This window comes from Rhodanobacter sp. TND4EL1 (assembly GCF_054061035.1).
Genome location: NZ_JBSSDT010000001.1, coordinates 1,306,565 through 1,322,608, shown reverse-complemented (window position 1 = coordinate 1,322,608; position 16,044 = coordinate 1,306,565). Strand labels below are relative to the sequence as shown.

Sequence of the window (16,044 nt, the reverse complement as noted above, 5' to 3'; positions counted from 1 at the left end):
GCCGATTCGTCCATCCCGGAACGTCAGCATGTCATTCCTCATCGAGCGCGCCGAACCCGGCCAGGTCGAAGCCCTGTGCGCGATCGAGCGCACGGCCGTGCAGTTGTTCCGCGGGCATCCGGCATGGGTCAGTTATGCGGCGTTGTCGATCCCGCCCGCGCAACTTCTGCAGGCGATTGCCCGCGGTCTGGTCTGGGTGGCGCGCCATGGCGCAGGCGATCCGGTCGGCTTCGTCTGGCTGGATGACGAACTGGAAGCCGGCGCCATCGGCATCGCCGAAATCGATGTGCTGCCCGAGTACGGTCGGCGCGGCATGGGCGCGGCACTGCTTGAGCACGCCTGTGCCTGGGCGCGTGCCGCCGGTTACCGGCGGATGGACCTGGGCACGCTGGCAGATGTGGCCTGGAATGCACCGTTCTATGCCAGGCATGGCTTTGTCGCGGTCGACAAGGCGGACCCCGCGTTTGCACTGGCGCACCAGCGCGATCGTGAAAACGGCTTTCCCGACCACTTGCGCGTGTTCATGAGCCGGATGCTGTCCGCGCCCACGCGTGACGAGTGGTCGGTGTGGCCGGCGCCGGCCAAACTGAATTTGTTCCTGCGCATCACCGGGCAGCGTGCCGACGGATACCACGAGTTGCAGACCGTATTCCGCCTGCTGAACTGGGGTGACGAAGTGCGTTTGCGGACACGCGACGACGGTGACATCAGGCGCATTCGCGAGATTCCCGGCGTAACCGAGTCCGCCGATCTGGTCATCCGCGCGGCACGGCTGCTGCAAGAGCGCACCGGCACCGGGCTGGGTGCCGATATTGGAGTGGACAAGATCATTCCAATGGGCGGCGGCCTGGGGGGAGGCAGTTCCGACGCCGCGACCGTGCTGGTGGCGTTGAACTGGCTGTGGAGCACGGGGCTGGACGAAGATGCGCTGGCCGAGTTGGGTCGCCAGCTCGGTGCCGACGTGCCGGTTTTCGTTCGTGGACGTTCCGCCTGGGCTGAGGGCGTGGGGGAACAGTTGACCCCGCTGGCCCTGCCGTTGCGCCATTACGTCGTGCTGGATCCCCACGAGGCGGTGTCTACCTCGGCACTGTTTCAAGCTTCTGAATTGACACGAAATGCCCCGCGGGCGACAATTTCATCCTTTGCTTCGGGCGAAACGACGGAAAACGTCTTTGCAGCGGTGGCGCGCGCGCGGCACCCGCGGGTGGCGGCAGCGCTGGACTGGCTGGCTGGCTTCGGTCAGTCGCGACTTTCCGGCAGCGGCGGTTGCGTGTTTCTGGAGTTGCGTTCGCTGGAGCGGGCGCAGGCGGTGGCAAGGAAGTGTCCGGCAATGTTCACGGCGCATGTCGCCAGCGGCGTTGACGTGTCACCCTTGCAAGAATCCTTGAGGCGACATGCCGGCGTAGCGGCTGCGGAATGATGATGAGCGGTACGGACTGAAGCCGGACACAAACAGATCGACACACATACTGGGGCGTCGCCAAGCTGGTTAAGGCACGGGATTTTGATTCCCGCATACGCAGGTTCGAATCCTGCCGCCCCAGCCATTTCATGATGGCCGGCCGATATGGCCGAGTTTCGAGGTAACACCTGTGGATACGTCCACCCCGATGACGCTGTTTACCGGTAACGCACACCGTGCCCTGGCCGAGGACGTTGCTCACCGCCTGGGTGTTCCACTGGGCAAGGCACTGGTCGGCACGTTCAGTGACGGCGAGGTGCAGATCGAAATCGAGGAAAACGTCCGCAAGCAGGAAGTGTTCGTGATCCAGCCGACGGGTGCGCCCAGCGCGGTCAACCTGTTCGAGCTGCTGGCGCTGACCGATGCGCTCAAGCGCGCCTCGGCGGCCAGTGTCACGGCCGTGATCCCGTACTTCGGTTATGCCCGGCAGGATCGCCGGCCCCGTTCGGCGCGTGTGCCGATCACCGCCAAGCTGGCTGCCAGGATGATCGGCGCCGCGGGCGTGGATCGCGTGTTGACGGTCGATCTGCACGCCGACCAGATCCAGGGTTTCTTTGATATCCCGGTCGACAACGTGTACGCCTCGCCGGTGTTGCTGGCCGACATCTGGCGCAACCACAGCATGGACGACCTGATCGTGGTCAGCCCGGACGTCGGTGGCGTGGTGCGTGCACGCGCGATCGCCAAGCGGCTGGACGATGCGGATCTGGCGATCATCGACAAGCGCCGCCCGCGTGCGAACGTGTCGACCGTGATGAACATCATCGGTGATGTCGAAGGCAAGACCTGCGTGATGGTCGACGACATCGTCGACACCGCCGGCACCTTGTGTGCCGCGGCAGCGGCGCTGAAGGACCGTGGCGCGCGCAAGGTGGTTGCCTACTGCGTTCATCCGGTACTTTCGGGCGCGGCACTGAGCAACATCGAGGGATCCCAGCTCGACCAGCTGGTGGTCACCAACACCTTGCCGCTGCGGGCCGAAGCCAGGGCCTGCGCCAAGATTCGTCAGCTTTCGGTCGCCGAGCTGCTGGCAGAAACCATTCGCCGCATCGCTTTTGGCGAGTCGGTCAGTTCGCTGTACGTGGATTGAAAAATTAAGTGTCCGCCCGGGAACGGCGGTCTTGATCTTCGCTTTTCGCGGCACGGACGCCGCGTGAAATAACTGAAATGTCCGTCCCGGATGGGCGGTCTTGATCTTCGCTTTTCGCGGCACGGACGCCGCGTGAAAATAACTGAAATGTCCGCCCCGGATGGGCGGTCTTGATCTTCGCTTTTCGCGGCACGGACGCCGCGTGAAATAACGATCTTCTCTGGTCGCGGGGAAGTCACTCAGCCGTCGCGAGGCGGCAAACACCCACCAAGGTAGTAACGACATGTCCAAGAATCATGAAATCAAGGCACAGAGCCGCAAGGACGAGGGGAAAGGTGCGAGCCGCCGCCTGCGTCATGCGAGCTTCGTGCCCGCCGTTGTCTATGGCGCCGGTCAGGCTCCGGAAAACATCCAGATCGAACACAACACCATCCTGCTCGCTGCGAAGCACGAGTGGTTCTTCTCCTCGGTGCTCGACCTGAACGTCGACGGCAAGGTGCAGAAGGTGCTGGTGCGTGACTGGCAGAAGCATCCGTTCAAGCAGCTGATGATGCACATGGACTTCCTGCGCATCGACGAGAACGCCAAGCTGCGCGCCAACGTGCCGCTGCACTTCCTCAACCAGGAAACCTCGCCCGCGGGCAAGACCTCCGGCCTGGTGATCTCGCACAACCTGACCGAGGTCGAAGTCACCTGTCTGCCGAAGGACCTGCCGGCGTTCATCGAGCTGGACCTGGGCGCGCTCGCGGCTGGCGACATCGTTCATCTGTCGCAGCTGAAGCTGCCGGCGAACGTGGAATTGCCGGCGCTGCAGCTGGGTGACGCCCATGATGCCGCAGTGGTCACGGTGAACGCGGTCAAGGAAAGCGCTGCGGATGCTGCCGAGGACGCCGCTGCCGAGGCGGAGGCCGAAGCGAACAAGGCTGCTGCAGCGAAGCCGGCTGCCAAGGCTCCTGCCAAGCCGGCTGGCGACAAGAAGTAAGTCGTGTGATCCCGCGCCCGCTTGGGGCGCGGGATCATGTGGCTGGTCGCTCATGGCTGGTTTGCGACTCATCGTCGGACTGGGCAATCCCGGTGCCGAATACCTCAGAACCCGGCACAATGCCGGGTTCTGGCTAGTGGATGCCCTTGCCAGCGGGCAGGGCGAGCGTTTTGCCTTCGACGGCAAGCTGCACGGCGAAAGTTGCCGCGTGCGCCTCGGTGGCGAATCCGTCTGGCTGCTGAAGCCGGCCACTTTCATGAACAAGAGCGGCATCGCCGTGGTTTCGGCGTTGCGCTACTACAAGATCGAGCCGGACGAATGTCTGGTCGCGCACGACGATCTGGACCTGCCTGCCGGCATCGTGCGGATGAAATTCGACGGCGGCCATGGCGGCCAGAATGGCCTGCGCGACATCATGGGTCACCTCGGGCATGGCAAGTTCCACCGGCTGCGCGTGGGCATCGGCCATCCCGGGCATCGCGACCAGGTCACGCCCTGGGTGCTGGGTCGCCCGTCCGCGCAGGATGAGAACGCCATCATGGACGGCATCGGCCGCGCGCTCGACGTCCTGCCGCTGGCCGTGGAAGGCCAGTTCGAAAAGGCGATGCAGCAATTACATACAACGACGGGAACGGGGAACGGGCAGCAGGGAGCGGGCAAGGCGCGCTGACGCTTCGTCTTGCACTGGTTGCCATTTCCCGTTTTCCCCGTTCCCCGTCTCCCGTTCCACAGCTTTCCCCCGGAGTCCCACCATGGGCATCAAATGCGGCATCGTCGGCCTGCCCAACGTCGGCAAGTCCACCCTGTTCAACGCGCTGACCAAGGCGGGCATCGCCGCGGCGAATTTCCCGTTCTGCACGATCGAACCGAATGTCGGCGTGGTGCCGGTGCCCGACCTGCGATTGAATGCGCTCGCCGAGATCGTCAATCCGCAGAAAGTGATCCCGACCGCGGTCGAGTTCGTCGACATCGCCGGCCTGGTCGCGGGCGCCTCCAAGGGCGAGGGTCTGGGCAACAAGTTTCTGGCGCACATCCGCGAGGTTGATGCGATCGCCCACGTGGTGCGCTGCTTCGAAGGTGACGTGATCCACGTCGCCGGCAAGATCGATCCGATCGCCGACATCGAGACGATCGATACCGAACTGGCGCTGGCCGACCTGGAGTCGGTGGACAAGGCGCTGAACCGCGCCGAGCGTGCGGCCAAGGCGAACGACAAGGATGCGGTGGCAAAGAAGCCGGTGCTGCAGAAGCTTTCCGCGGGCCTCAACGAAGGCAGGTCGGCGCGCAGCCTGGGTCTGGACGATGAGGAAAAGGCGCTGGTGCGCGACCTGTTCCTGCTCACCCTGAAGCCGCTGATGTACATCGCCAACGTCGCCGATGACGGTTTCGAGAACAACCCGTTGCTGGACGCCGTGCGCGAGCGCGCGCTCACCGAAGGTGCCGAAGTGGTGCCGGTATGCGCGGCGATCGAGGAAGAGATGGCCCAGCTCGAAGACGCGGACCGCGACGAGTTCCTCAAGGACATGGGGTTGGACGAGCCGGGCCTGAACCGGGTGATTCGGGCTGGCTACAAGCTGCTCGACCTGCAGACCTATTTCACCGCGGGCGTGAAGGAAGTGCGCGCCTGGCAGCTGCGTCGCGGCTCCAGTGCACCGCAGGCCGCCGGGGTGATCCACACCGACTTCGAGCGTGGCTTCATTCGCGCCGAGACGATCGGCTACGACGACTTCATCCAGTACAAGGGCGAGGCCGGGGCCGCCGCTGCCGGTCGCCTGCGCAAGGAAGGCAAGGAATACATCGTCAAGGACGGCGACGTGCTGCATTTTCTGTTCAACGTCTGAACTCGATCGTTCACGGAAAGGGCGCGCCTGCGGGTGCGCCCTTTTTTATGCCGGGCCTGGACGTGTGGTGCGTGGCTTGTGGGGCATAATCGGAGTTGGTCCTTCTGCAAGCCCAGTCCCATGCCCGGAAAACAGCACGAAGTCACGTTTCGTTTCCTCGCCCAGCCCACCGACGTGAACTTCGGCGGCAAGGTGCATGGCGGCATGGCCATGAAGTGGATCGATCAGGCTGGCTATGCGTGCGCCGTGGCATGGAGCGGCGCCTATTGCGTCACCGTCTCGGTCAGTGGCATTCAGTTTGTGGCGCCCATCCTGATTGGCGACCTGGTCACAGTGCGGGCGCGCCTGATCCATACCGGCACGTCCAGCATGCATCTGGCCGTGGATGTGCTCGCCAGCGACCTGCGCAAGGATGAGCAGCGTTTGGCGACCAGCTGCGTGATGGTGTTCGTGGCGCTGGACAGCCCGGATGGGAAGCCCACGCCAGTGCCGCATTGGGAGCCGCGCAATGACAGCGAGCGCCGCCTGCAGGAGCAGGCGAAGCGCTTGCTGGATGCTTCGAAGGGCATGGAGAAACTGGTCTGTCTCGAGCCGGCGTCGCGCGACTGAGCCGGACCGTGAAAAAATCGCCGTCTGAAGCGAATTTGACGTCTTCAGGTGTTGACAGTTCGAGGTCCGATCCACACAATACGCGTTCTTTGTTGGAGGGATACCCAAGCGGCCAACGGGGGCAGACTGTAAATCTGCTGGCTTACGCCTTCGGTGGTTCGAATCCACCTCCCTCCACCAGCAAGAGTTCCGCGCCGGGCGGGAGTAGTTCAATGGTAGAACATCAGTTTTCCAAACTGATTACGCGGGTTCGATTCCCGCCTTCCGCTCCATTGCTCTGCAAGTGTCAGGCGCTGTTGATCGAGGCAATTGCCGTTTGATCAACGCTTTTATTTGAAGAGTCCGACAGGATGTCGGTCTTGTCTTTGCCGTCATGGAGGATGGCTAAAATACACGCTCATGTAGCTCAGTCGGTAGAGCACTTCCTTGGTAAGGAAGAGGTCACAGGTTCGATTCCTGTTATGAGCACCATTTCCAAGGCCAGTCCGGCCAGCCCCGAAAGGGCAGTTTTCTTCAATTCATCGACTCCATCGGGGTGTAGCGCGCATGGCAAAGGGTAAATTCGAACGCACCAAGCCGCACGTCAACGTCGGCACGATTGGTCACGTGGATCACGGCAAGACGACGCTGACGGCAGCGCTGACGAAGGTCGGTGCAGAACGTTTCGGTGGCGAGTTCAAGGACTACAGCGCGATCGACGCGGCGCCGGAAGAGAAGGCGCGCGGCATCACGATCTCGACCGCCCATGTGGAATACGAGTCGCCGAACCGCCATTACGCGCACGTCGACTGCCCGGGCCATGCTGACTACGTCAAGAACATGATCACCGGCGCAGCGCAGATGGACGGCGCGATCCTGGTGTGCTCGGCCGCTGACGGCCCGATGCCGCAGACCCGCGAGCACATCCTGTTGTCGCGTCAGGTCGGCGTGCCGTACATCGTGGTCTACCTGAACAAGGCAGACATGGTGGACGACGCCGAGCTGCTCGAGCTGGTCGAAATGGAAGTGCGCGAGCTGCTGTCCAAGTACGACTTCCCGGGCGACGACACCCCGATGATCCACGGTTCGGCCAAGCTGGCGCTGGAAGGCGACCAGAGCGAGATCGGCGTGCCGTCGATCATCAAGCTGGTCGAAGCGCTGGACAGCTACATCCCGGAGCCGGTGCGCACGATCGACAAGCCGTTCCTGATGCCGGTGGAAGACGTGTTCTCGATCTCGGGCCGCGGCACCGTGGTGACCGGTCGTATCGAGCGCGGCATCATCAAGGTCGGCGACGAAATCGAAGTGGTCGGCATCCGCGACACGCAGAAGACCACGGTCACCGGCGTGGAAATGTTCCGCAAGCTGCTGGACCAGGGTCAGGCGGGCGACAACGCCGGTCTGCTGCTGCGCGGCCTGAAGCGTGACGACGTCGAGCGTGGCCAGGTGCTGGCCAAGCCGGGCACGATCACCCCGCACACCGATTTCGAAGCCGAAGTCTATGTGCTGTCGAAGGACGAGGGTGGCCGCCATACGCCGTTCTTCAAGGGCTACCGTCCGCAGTTCTACTTCCGCACGACCGACGTGACGGGCGCCTGCCAGCTGCCGGAAGGCGTGGAAATGGTGATGCCGGGCGACAACGTGAAGATGGTGGTGAGCCTGATCCATCCGATCGCGATGGACGAAGGCCTGCGTTTCGCCATTCGCGAAGGCGGCCGTACCGTCGGCGCCGGCGTGGTGGCCAAGGTCATCAAGTAATACATCGGGAGTGGCGGGTCGGGATGGGAACCAGCGAGGGCGCGGCATATTACGTCCTTGATCGGTTACCATTCCCGATTCGCCATTCCCTATTTTCGTTTTTACGCCAGTAGCTCAATTGGCAGAGCAGCGGTCTCCAAAACCGCAGGTTGGGGGTTCAAGTCCCTCCTGGCGTGCCACTTCCCCGAGGATTGAGACGGGTGCAATGGCAGGGTCTGCCGCAAGGCATGCCTGCTGCTTGACACCGGGTCACTAGTGCATGAATACCAAGGTAGAACAGCCCAAGGGCACGAACGCCGCCGATATCGGCAAGCTGGTACTGGCGGGCCTGGTGCTGGCTGCCGGTATTTTTGCCTATTCCTGGTTCGGTCGGGATGGCGGTATTCCTTCGTCGGTGCGCCTGCTTGGCGTACTTGCGGCGCTGGTGATCGCCTTGGCGATTGCCGCATTTACCGCGCTGGGACGGCGGGTTCGGAACTTCATTGCCGAATCGCAGTTCGAGATGCGCAAGGTGGTGTGGCCGACACGCGACGAGACGATCAAGACGACGGGCATCATCATCGTGGTGGTGATCATCCTCTCGCTGCTGCTCGGTCTGATCGACCTGATCCTGAAGTCAGTCATTCTCGACTGGCTGCTGAAGCTGTAAGCCTGAGGTGAGCATGAGCAAGCGTTGGTATGTGGTACACGCCTATTCGGGCTTCGAGAATCAGGTGAAGCGGTCGCTCGAGGAGCGCATCAAGCGCGCCGAGATGGAAGAGCGCTTCGGTGAAGTGCTGGTGCCGACCGAGGAAGTGATCGAGATGCGTGGCGGCCAGAAGCGCCGCAGCGATCGCAAGTTCTTCCCGGGTTACGTGCTGGTGCAGATCGAGACGAACACCGAGGGCAAGTCGCCGCGTATCGACGACGAGTGCTGGCATCTGATCAAGGAAACCCCGAAGGTCATGGGGTTCATTGGCGGAACCGCCGATCGCCCGCTGCCGATCAAGGACAGCGAGGCCGATGCGATCCTCAGTCGCGTCCGCGAGGGTGTCGAGAAGCCCCGGCCCAAGGTGTTGTTCGAACCGGGCGAGATGGTGCGCGTCACCGAGGGCCCGTTCAACGATTTCAATGGCGTGGTCGAGGAAGTCAACTACGAGAAGAGCCGCCTGCGGGTCGCGGTGCTGATCTTCGGTCGGTCGACCCCCGTGGAGCTCGAATTCGGCCAGGTCGAGAAAGCCTGAGTCCATTGATCCGGCCGGAACGATCCGGCCGCCCTGTTCGGCGACCTTGGCACGGGGATTGCTGACGAACCAATAAATCTCTATACTGCGCGGTTCACGCGGGGTCTTTTTGGCCCGGCGTGTCCGCGTTTTCGGATTCGCAAGACGCGAATCTTCCTTCCATCCACGGACCGGTGAACAGCGAGGAGCCGCAAGGCGCCTGGACTCGCGAGGAAAATCCCATGGCAAAGAAAGTTGTCGGTTACATCAAGCTGCAGGTCAAGGCCGGTCAGGCCAACCCCTCGCCGCCCGTCGGTCCCGCGCTCGGTCAGCGTGGCCTGAACATCATGGAATTCTGCAAGGCGTTCAATGCCGCCACGCAGAAGCTGGAGCCGGGTCTGCCGATTCCGTGCATCATCACGGCCTATTCCGACCGTAGCTTCACCTTCATCACCAAGACCCCGCCTGCCACGATTCTTCTGAAGAAGATCACTAGCACGGCCAAGGGTTCGGCGAAGCCGAATACCGACAAGGTCGGCAAGGTCACCCGCAAGCAGCTGGAAGACATTGCGAAGCAGAAGGAGCCGGATCTGACGGCTGCTGATCTCGACGCCGCGGTGCGCACCATTGCTGGTAGCGCCCGCAGCATGGGCCTTGTGGTGGAGGGTTAAGACATGGCAAAGCTCACGAAGCGTATGAAGGCGGCTCAGGCCGCAGTGCAGCCGGGCAAGTTCTACGGCCTGGAAGAGGCGCTGGCGATCGTCAAGGACAACGCCAAGGCCAAGTTCGCCGAGTCGGTGGACGTGTCCGTGCGTCTGGGTATCGACGCGAAGAAGTCGGACCAGGGCGTGCGTGGTTCCTCGCTGCTGCCGCATGGCACCGGCAAGACCGTCAAGGTCGCCGTGTTCTGCCCGCCGGGCGAGAAGGCCGAGGCCGCCAAGGCCGCCGGTGCTGACGCCGTCGGCATGGACGACCTGGCCGAGCGCATGCAGGCCGGTGATCTCGACTTCGGTCGTGTGATCGCCACGCCGGACGCGATGCGCGTGGTCGGCAAATTGGGTCAGCTGCTGGGCCCGCGCGGCCTGATGCCGAATCCGAAGGATGGCTCGGTCACCGCCGACGTCGCCACTGCCGTGACCAATGCCAAGGCTGGTCAGGTCAAGTTCCGCAACGACAAGGGCGGCATCATCCACGCCACCATCGGCAAGGCGAGCTTCGATGCCGGTCAGCTGGCGGACAACCTGAATACGTTGATCGGCGACCTGCTCAAGGCCAAGCCGGCGACGGCGAAGGGTCAGTTCCTGCAGAAAGTGGCGTTGTCCAGCACGATGGGCGTCGGCGTTTCCGTCGATACCTCGTCGCTGACCTTGTCCACGAAGTAAGACTCAAGTCCCTGAGCGGCTGAAAGTCGGTCAGGGCAAGTTTTTGAGGGCAGTTCCGGCTCGTTGAGGGCCGGGACCGCTGTCAAAGACCGCAGGCGCAACCAACGCGCGACGACGACGGGCATGGAGCTCGGTACTGGCAGGGAATCGCCGGCGTTGCCAACGAGGTTGCTTAATCGGGTTCTTGCGAACCTGGCCTGCGCAGATGGTGCTGCCCCTTCTGGAATCATTCGACTTCTGGAAAGGCCACCACCCGGGGCACTCAGTGTCCCCGACGTCAAGGATGGCGTCGCCCAGGACCGCAAGCGGCAGGAGCCGTGAGCGGAGTTCATTTGGAGGAGTGCAATGGCTCTCAATCTGTCACAGAAGAAAGAAGTAGTCGCCGAACTGGCAGACGTTGCTTCGAAGGCTCACTCCCTGGTTGCTGCCGAGTATGCGGGCACGACGGTCGCTCAGATGACCGCGATGCGCAAGAAGGCTCGCGAATCCGGTGTGTACTTGCGAGTTGTCAAGAACACGCTGGCGTCGCGCGCCGTGGCCGGTACCGAGTTCGAGGTCGTCAAGGACGTTCTCGTCGGTCCGCTGCTGTACGCATTCTCGACGGAAGAGCCCGGTGCTGCCGGGCGTCTGATCCAGGAATTTGCCAAGGGCAACGACAAGCTGAAGGCGAAGCTCGTCTCGATGGAAGGCAAGCTGCTTCCCGCCGAGCACGTCGACGTGTTGGCCGCGTTGCCGACCCGTGAACAGGCGCTGGCCATGCTGGCCCGCGTGCTGGCCGAACCGGCCACCATGTTCGCGCGCGTCGTCAAGGCTGTTGCCGATCAGCAGGGTGGTGGCGAAGTTGCTGCCGAAGCCCCGGCTGAAGCCGAACCCGCCTAAGTTCATCGTCTATCAAACCGAATCTATTTCCAGAGGTAAATGCAATGTCCCTGACCAACGAACAGATCGTTGAAGCCGTCGCCGCCAAGTCGCTGATGGAAGTGATGGACCTGGTGAAGGCCATCGAAGAGAAGTTTGGCGTGACCGCCGCTGCCCCGGTTGCCGTGGCCGGCCCGGCCGCTGCTGCCGTTGTTGCCGAAGCTCAGACCGAGTTCGACGTGATCCTGAAGAACGCCGGCGCCAAGAAGGTCGACGTGATCAAGGCTGTACGCGCGATCACCGGCCTGGGCCTGAAGGAAGCCAAGGACCTCACCGAGGCTGGTGGCGTCCTGAAGGAAGCCGTGTCGAAGGAAGATGCCGAGAAGTTCAAGAAGGACCTCGAGGCTGCCGGCGCCACCGTCGAACTGAAGTAATCGGCGTTTGCACGCCGCCGCTTCGACTTGATGTCAAGCAAGCCTGGGAGCGAAAGCTCCCGGGCTTTGCCCGTTGAACGGGAACGGGGAATGGATAATCGAGAATTGTTGAGGCGCAGCTTGCGTTCCGGACGATTCCCGATTCTCGATTCCCAAATCCCCAGCCGGATGGCCATGGCCGTCCGGCAAAGACAGATTTTTTTCCTTTAGCCGGTGTGTGCACCACCGGCGTCACTGCGAACCGAGGCGCTACCGATCATGGCCTACTCGTTTACCGAGAAGAAACGCATCCGCAAGGATTTTGGCAAGCGTCCGCCCGTACTGGGCGTGCCGAACCTGCTGACCATCCAGACTGATTCCTACCGGGAATTCCTGCAGGAGCATGTTGCGCCCAAACAGCGCGGCGAGAAGGGTCTGCATGCCGCGTTGAAGTCGGTGTTCCCGATCTCCAGCTATTCGGGCAATGCCGCACTCGAATATGTCGACTATCGCCTCGGCGAACCGGCATTCGACGAGCGTGAGTGCCGCAACCGCGGCATGACCTATGGTGCGCCGCTGCGCACCACCGTGCGCCTGGTCATCTACGACAAGGACAGCCCGGCCTCCAAGAAGGTGGTCAAGTACATCAAGGAGCAGGAGGTCTACATGGGCGAGATTCCGCTCATGACCGAGACCGGCACCTTCATCATCAACGGCACCGAGCGCGTGATCGTCTCGCAGCTGCATCGTTCGCCGGGCGTGTTCTTCGATCACGACCGCGGCAAGACGCACAGCTCGGGCAAGCTGCTGTTCTCGGCTCGCGTGATTCCTTACCGCGGCTCGTGGCTGGACTTCGAGTTCGACCCGAAGGATGCGCTGTTCACCCGTATCGATCGTCGCCGCAAATTGCCGGTGACCGTGCTGCTGCGTGCGCTCGGCTACAACAACGAAGAGATGCTGGCCACCTTCTTCGAACACAACGTGTTCCACCTCGGCAAGAAGGGCAGCACCACGCTGGAACTCGTTGCCGAGCGTCTGCGCGGCGAGACGCTGAGCTTCGACCTGGCGATCGGCGGCAAGGTGCTGGTGGAAGCCGGCAAGCGCATCACTGCGCGTCACGTGCGTCAGCTGGCTGCGGAGAACATCACCGCGCTGGAAGTGCCGGATGACTATCCGGTCGGCCGCATCGTGGCTACGGACATCGTGGATGGCAACACCGGCGAGCTGCTGGCCTCGGCCAATGACGAGATCACTGCCGAACAGATGGAGGCGTTCCGCAAGGCCGGCATCGAGACCGTGCCGACGCTGTACGTGAATGACCTGGATCGCGGTGCCTACATTTCGCACACCTTGCGCATCGACAACACCAAGACGCCGCTGGAGGCGCTGGTGGAAATCTATCGCATGATGCGTCCGGGCGAGCCGCCGACCAAGGATGCCGCGCAGAACCTGTTCTTCAACCTGTTCTTCACGTTCGACCGCTACGACCTGTCCGCGGTCGGCCGGATGAAGTTCAACCGTCGTGTGGGCCGCAAGGAAATCCTCGGCCCGGGCGTGCTGTACGACCACAAGTACTTCAGCGAGCGCAAGGAAGAGGCCTCCCAGCTGCTGGTGAAGGAGCAGGGCGAGACGTCCGACATCCTGGACGTGCTGAAAGTGCTGATCGACATCAAGAACGGTCATGGCACCGTCGATGACATCGACCACCTGGGCAACCGCCGCGTGCGTTCGGTCGGCGAGATGGCCGAGAACACCTTCCGCATCGGCCTGGTCCGTGTGGAGCGTGCGGTGCGCGAGCGCCTGTCGCTGGCCGAGGCCGATGGCCTGACCCCGCAGGACCTGATCAACGCCAAGCCGGTGGCGGCAGCGGTGAAGGAGTTCTTCGGCTCCTCGCAGCTGTCCCAGTTCATGGACCAAAACAATCCGCTGTCGGAAGTCACCCACAAGCGCCGCGTGTCGGCTCTTGGGCCAGGCGGCCTGACCCGCGAGCGTGCCGGCTTCGAAGTGCGCGACGTGCATCCGACCCATTACGGCCGCGTCTGCACCATCGAAACGCCGGAAGGCCCGAACATCGGCCTGATCAACTCGCTGGCCGTGTATGCCCGCACCAACTCGTACGGCTTTCTCGAGACGCCGTACCGCAAGGTGGCTGGCGGCAAGGTGACCGACAAGGTCGACTATCTGTCGGCGATCGAGGAAGGTGATCACGTGATCGCCCAGGCCAACTCGCCGCTGGACAAGCACGGCGCGTTCGTCGAGGACTTCGTGTCCTGCCGTTTCCGTGGTGAGTCCGAGCTGCGGCCGGCGTCCGAAGTCGATTACATGGACGTCTCGCCGATGCAGACCGTGTCGGTCGCCGCGGCGCTGGTGCCGTTCCTGGAACACGATGACGCGAACCGCGCCCTGATGGGTGCGAACATGCAGCGTCAGGCCGTTCCGACCCTGCGTTCGCAGACCCCGCTGGTGGGTACCGGCATCGAGCGCGCCGTGGCGCGTGACTCCGGCGTCATCGTCTCCGCCAAGCGCGGCGGCGTGATCGACCAGGTCGATGCGGCCCGTATCGTGGTGCGTGTGACCGAGGAAGAAGTCGGCGACAACGACGCTGGCGTCGACATCTACACGCTGACCAAGTACACCCGTTCCAACCAGAACACCAACCTCAACCAGCGTCCGCTGGTCAACGTCGGTGACGTGGTGGCGAAGGGCGACACGCTGGCCGACGGTTCGTCGACCGACCTGGGCGAGCTCGCGCTCGGTCAGAACATGCTGATCGCGTTCATGCCGTGGAACGGCTACAACTTCGAGGACTCGATCCTGTTGTCCGAGCGCGTCGTGCAGGAAGACCGCTACACCTCGATCCACATCGAGGAGCTGTCCTGCATCGCCCGTGACACCAAGCTGGGTGCCGAGGAAATCACCGCCGACATCCCGAACGTGGGCGAACAGGCGCTGGCGCGTCTGGACGAGTCGGGCATCGTCTACATCGGTGCCGAGGTGAAGGCTGGCGACATCATGGTCGGCAAGGTCACGCCGAAGGGCGAGAGCCAGCTGACCCCCGAAGAGAAGCTGCTGCGCGCGATCTTCGGTGAGAAGGCGTCCGACGTGAAGGACAGCTCGCTGCGCGTTCCGCCGGGCATGGACGGCACCGTCATCGACGTGCAGGTGTTCACCCGCGACGGCATCGAGAAGGACAAGCGCGCCAAGCAGATCGAGGAAACCGAGGTCAAGCGGATCCGCAAGGATCTGGACGATCAGTTCCGCATCCTGGAAGGCGCGATCTACAGCCGCATGCGCACCCAGTTGGTCGGCAAGTCCGCGATGAGCGGCCCGGGCGGCCTGAAGCGTGGCACCGAGATCACCGATGCCTACCTCGACGGCCTGAAGAAGGACGACTGGTTCAAGATCAACGTGAAGGAAGAGGACGTCACCGAGTTCCTCGAGCGCGCGGCTGATCAGATCAAGCGCCACCGGGAAGAGTTCGACAAGCGCTTCAAGGAAAAGCAGGGCAAGATCACCCAGGGCGACGACCTCGCACCGGGCGTGCTGAAGATGGTCAAGGTGTTCCTGGCCGTGAAGCGCCGCATCCAGCCGGGCGACAAGATGGCTGGTCGCCACGGCAACAAGGGCGTGGTGTCCAACGTGGTGCCGGTGGAAGACATGCCGTACTCCGCTGACGGCGTGCCGGTCGACATCGTGCTGAACCCGCTGGGCGTGCCGTCGCGCATGAACATCGGGCAGATTCTGGAAGTCCATCTGGGCTGGGCCGCCAAGGGCCTGGGCAAGAAGATCCAGAAGATGCTCGAAGCGCAGGAAAAGGTTGGCGAGATTCGCAAGTTCCTCGACCAGATCTACAACAACCACGTTGCGGGTGCCGTGCAGTACGTCGATCTGAAGTCGCTCACCGACAAGGAAATCTTCACGCTCGCCACCAACCTGCAGGAAGGCGTGCCGATGGCGACGCCGGTGTTCGACGGTGCGGAAGAGACCGAGATCAAGGCGATGCTGAAGCTGGCGGATCTGCCCGAGTCGGGTCAGACCACGCTGTACGACGGCCGTACCGGCGAGGCATTCGATCGCCCGGTCACCGTGGGCTACATGCATTACCTGAAGCTCAACCACCTGGTTGACGACAAGATGCATGCGCGTTCCACCGGTCCGTACTCGCTGGTCACCCAGCAGCCGCTGGGCGGCAAGGCGCAGTTCGGTGGTCAGCGCTTCGGCGAAATGGAAGTCTGGGCGCTGGAAGCCTACGGCGCGGCCTACACCTTGCAGGAAATGCTGACGGTGAAGTCCGATGACGTGCAGGGCCGCAACCAGATGTACAAGAACATCGTCGACGGCAACCACGAGATGTCGGCAGGCATGCCGGAATCCTTCAATGTGCTGGTGAAGGAAATCCGCTCGCTCGCGATCAACATCGATCTGGAAGAGGTCAAGTGACGAACGGGATTCGGGACACGGGATTTGG

Annotated in this window: 14 protein-coding genes and 5 tRNA genes; all 19 read left to right on the top strand. The window is 62.8% G+C overall.

Translation table 11 applies throughout. The features are described from left to right. Positions 1–28: 28 nt before the first annotated feature. Positions 29–1,420 (top strand): 4-(cytidine 5'-diphospho)-2-C-methyl-D-erythritol kinase, encoded by a 1,392-nt coding sequence (gene ispE / locus ACVWWQ_RS06280; RefSeq protein ID WP_133951212.1) that lies wholly within the window; start codon positions 29–31, stop codon positions 1,418–1,420. A 50-nt stretch (positions 1,421–1,470) separates the two neighbouring features. After that, positions 1,471–1,547, top strand: a tRNA-Gln gene (locus ACVWWQ_RS06275). Positions 1,548–1,610: 63 nt separating this feature from the next. Then, a complete protein-coding gene (locus tag ACVWWQ_RS06270) occupies positions 1,611–2,552 on the top strand; it encodes a ribose-phosphate diphosphokinase (protein WP_166669774.1) in 942 nt (313 codons plus the stop codon). 283 nt (positions 2,553–2,835) lie between these two features. After that, positions 2,836–3,534: a 50S ribosomal protein L25/general stress protein Ctc gene (locus ACVWWQ_RS06265; protein ID WP_133951210.1), complete on the top strand. Its 699-nt coding sequence runs from the start codon at positions 2,836–2,838 to the stop codon at positions 3,532–3,534. 52 nt (positions 3,535–3,586) lie between these two features. After that, complete coding sequence (pth, locus tag ACVWWQ_RS06260; protein WP_133951208.1) at positions 3,587–4,204, top strand: aminoacyl-tRNA hydrolase; 618 nt, start codon at positions 3,587–3,589, stop codon at positions 4,202–4,204. Between the two features lie 82 nt (positions 4,205–4,286). Continuing rightward, a complete protein-coding gene (ychF, locus tag ACVWWQ_RS06255) occupies positions 4,287–5,375 on the top strand; it encodes a redox-regulated ATPase YchF (RefSeq protein ID WP_099654053.1) in 1,089 nt (362 codons plus the stop codon). A 120-nt stretch (positions 5,376–5,495) separates the two neighbouring features. Continuing rightward, positions 5,496–5,984, top strand: coding sequence for an acyl-CoA thioesterase (locus tag ACVWWQ_RS06250; protein ID WP_099654054.1), 489 nt, complete (start codon positions 5,496–5,498; stop codon positions 5,982–5,984). Between the two features lie 94 nt (positions 5,985–6,078). Further along, positions 6,079–6,164: transfer RNA gene (locus ACVWWQ_RS06245), tRNA-Tyr, on the top strand. A gap of 18 nt (positions 6,165–6,182) precedes the next feature. Continuing rightward, positions 6,183–6,256, top strand: a tRNA-Gly gene (locus ACVWWQ_RS06240). 123 nt (positions 6,257–6,379) lie between these two features. Then, positions 6,380–6,455, top strand: a tRNA-Thr gene (locus tag ACVWWQ_RS06235). A gap of 75 nt (positions 6,456–6,530) precedes the next feature. Then, entirely contained in the window at positions 6,531–7,721 is a 1,191-nt protein-coding gene (gene tuf, locus ACVWWQ_RS06230; RefSeq protein ID WP_099654055.1) for an elongation factor Tu, read from the top strand. Between the two features lie 103 nt (positions 7,722–7,824). Continuing rightward, positions 7,825–7,900 (top strand) — tRNA-Trp (locus tag ACVWWQ_RS06225). 80 nt (positions 7,901–7,980) lie between these two features. Then, positions 7,981–8,370 (top strand): preprotein translocase subunit SecE, encoded by a 390-nt coding sequence (gene secE, locus ACVWWQ_RS06220; protein ID WP_099654056.1) that lies wholly within the window; start codon positions 7,981–7,983, stop codon positions 8,368–8,370. Positions 8,371–8,383: 13 nt separating this feature from the next. Further along, positions 8,384–8,944 carry a transcription termination/antitermination protein NusG gene (nusG, locus tag ACVWWQ_RS06215; protein WP_099654282.1) on the top strand — a complete coding sequence of 187 codons (561 nt, stop codon included), beginning with the start codon at positions 8,384–8,386 and terminating at the stop codon, positions 8,942–8,944. 221 nt (positions 8,945–9,165) lie between these two features. Next, positions 9,166–9,594: a 50S ribosomal protein L11 gene (gene rplK / locus ACVWWQ_RS06210; protein WP_099654057.1), complete on the top strand. Its 429-nt coding sequence runs from the start codon at positions 9,166–9,168 to the stop codon at positions 9,592–9,594. A 3-nt stretch (positions 9,595–9,597) separates the two neighbouring features. Continuing rightward, entirely contained in the window at positions 9,598–10,305 is a 708-nt protein-coding gene (gene rplA, locus ACVWWQ_RS06205; RefSeq protein WP_133951206.1) for a 50S ribosomal protein L1, read from the top strand. Positions 10,306–10,650: 345 nt separating this feature from the next. Further along, the gene (gene rplJ, locus ACVWWQ_RS06200) at positions 10,651–11,184 is read left to right on the top strand and encodes a 50S ribosomal protein L10 (protein ID WP_099654059.1); all 534 of its coding nucleotides are present in this window, start codon (positions 10,651–10,653) and stop codon (positions 11,182–11,184) included. Between the two features lie 44 nt (positions 11,185–11,228). Beyond that, a complete protein-coding gene (rplL, locus tag ACVWWQ_RS06195; RefSeq protein ID WP_099654060.1) occupies positions 11,229–11,597 on the top strand; it encodes a 50S ribosomal protein L7/L12 in 369 nt (122 codons plus the stop codon). Between the two features lie 255 nt (positions 11,598–11,852). Then, complete coding sequence (rpoB, locus tag ACVWWQ_RS06190) at positions 11,853–16,016, top strand: DNA-directed RNA polymerase subunit beta (RefSeq protein WP_199107520.1); 4,164 nt, start codon at positions 11,853–11,855, stop codon at positions 16,014–16,016. Positions 16,017–16,044 lie beyond the last annotated feature (28 nt).

What these genes read in the sequence shown, in the direction of transcription:
- ispE (WP_133951212.1), top strand. Translation starts at nt 29, where the DNA reads ATGTCATTCCTCATCGAGCGCGCCGAACCCGGCCAGGTCGAAGCCCTG.
- ACVWWQ_RS06265 (WP_133951210.1), top strand. Translation starts at nt 2,836, where the DNA reads ATGTCCAAGAATCATGAAATCAAGGCACAGAGCCGCAAGGACGAGGGG.
- pth (WP_133951208.1), top strand. Translation starts at nt 3,587, where the DNA reads ATGGCTGGTTTGCGACTCATCGTCGGACTGGGCAATCCCGGTGCCGAA.
- ychF (WP_099654053.1), top strand. Translation starts at nt 4,287, where the DNA reads ATGGGCATCAAATGCGGCATCGTCGGCCTGCCCAACGTCGGCAAGTCC.
- secE (WP_099654056.1), top strand. Translation starts at nt 7,981, where the DNA reads ATGAATACCAAGGTAGAACAGCCCAAGGGCACGAACGCCGCCGATATC.
- rplK (WP_099654057.1), top strand. Translation starts at nt 9,166, where the DNA reads ATGGCAAAGAAAGTTGTCGGTTACATCAAGCTGCAGGTCAAGGCCGGT.
- rplJ (WP_099654059.1), top strand. Translation starts at nt 10,651, where the DNA reads ATGGCTCTCAATCTGTCACAGAAGAAAGAAGTAGTCGCCGAACTGGCA.
- ACVWWQ_RS06270 (WP_166669774.1), top strand. Translation starts at nt 1,611, where the DNA reads ATGACGCTGTTTACCGGTAACGCACACCGTGCCCTGGCCGAGGACGTT.
- tuf (WP_099654055.1), top strand. Translation starts at nt 6,531, where the DNA reads ATGGCAAAGGGTAAATTCGAACGCACCAAGCCGCACGTCAACGTCGGC.
- nusG (WP_099654282.1), top strand. Translation starts at nt 8,384, where the DNA reads ATGAGCAAGCGTTGGTATGTGGTACACGCCTATTCGGGCTTCGAGAAT.
- rplL (WP_099654060.1), top strand. Translation starts at nt 11,229, where the DNA reads ATGTCCCTGACCAACGAACAGATCGTTGAAGCCGTCGCCGCCAAGTCG.
- rplA (WP_133951206.1), top strand. Translation starts at nt 9,598, where the DNA reads ATGGCAAAGCTCACGAAGCGTATGAAGGCGGCTCAGGCCGCAGTGCAG.
- ACVWWQ_RS06250 (WP_099654054.1), top strand. Translation starts at nt 5,496, where the DNA reads ATGCCCGGAAAACAGCACGAAGTCACGTTTCGTTTCCTCGCCCAGCCC.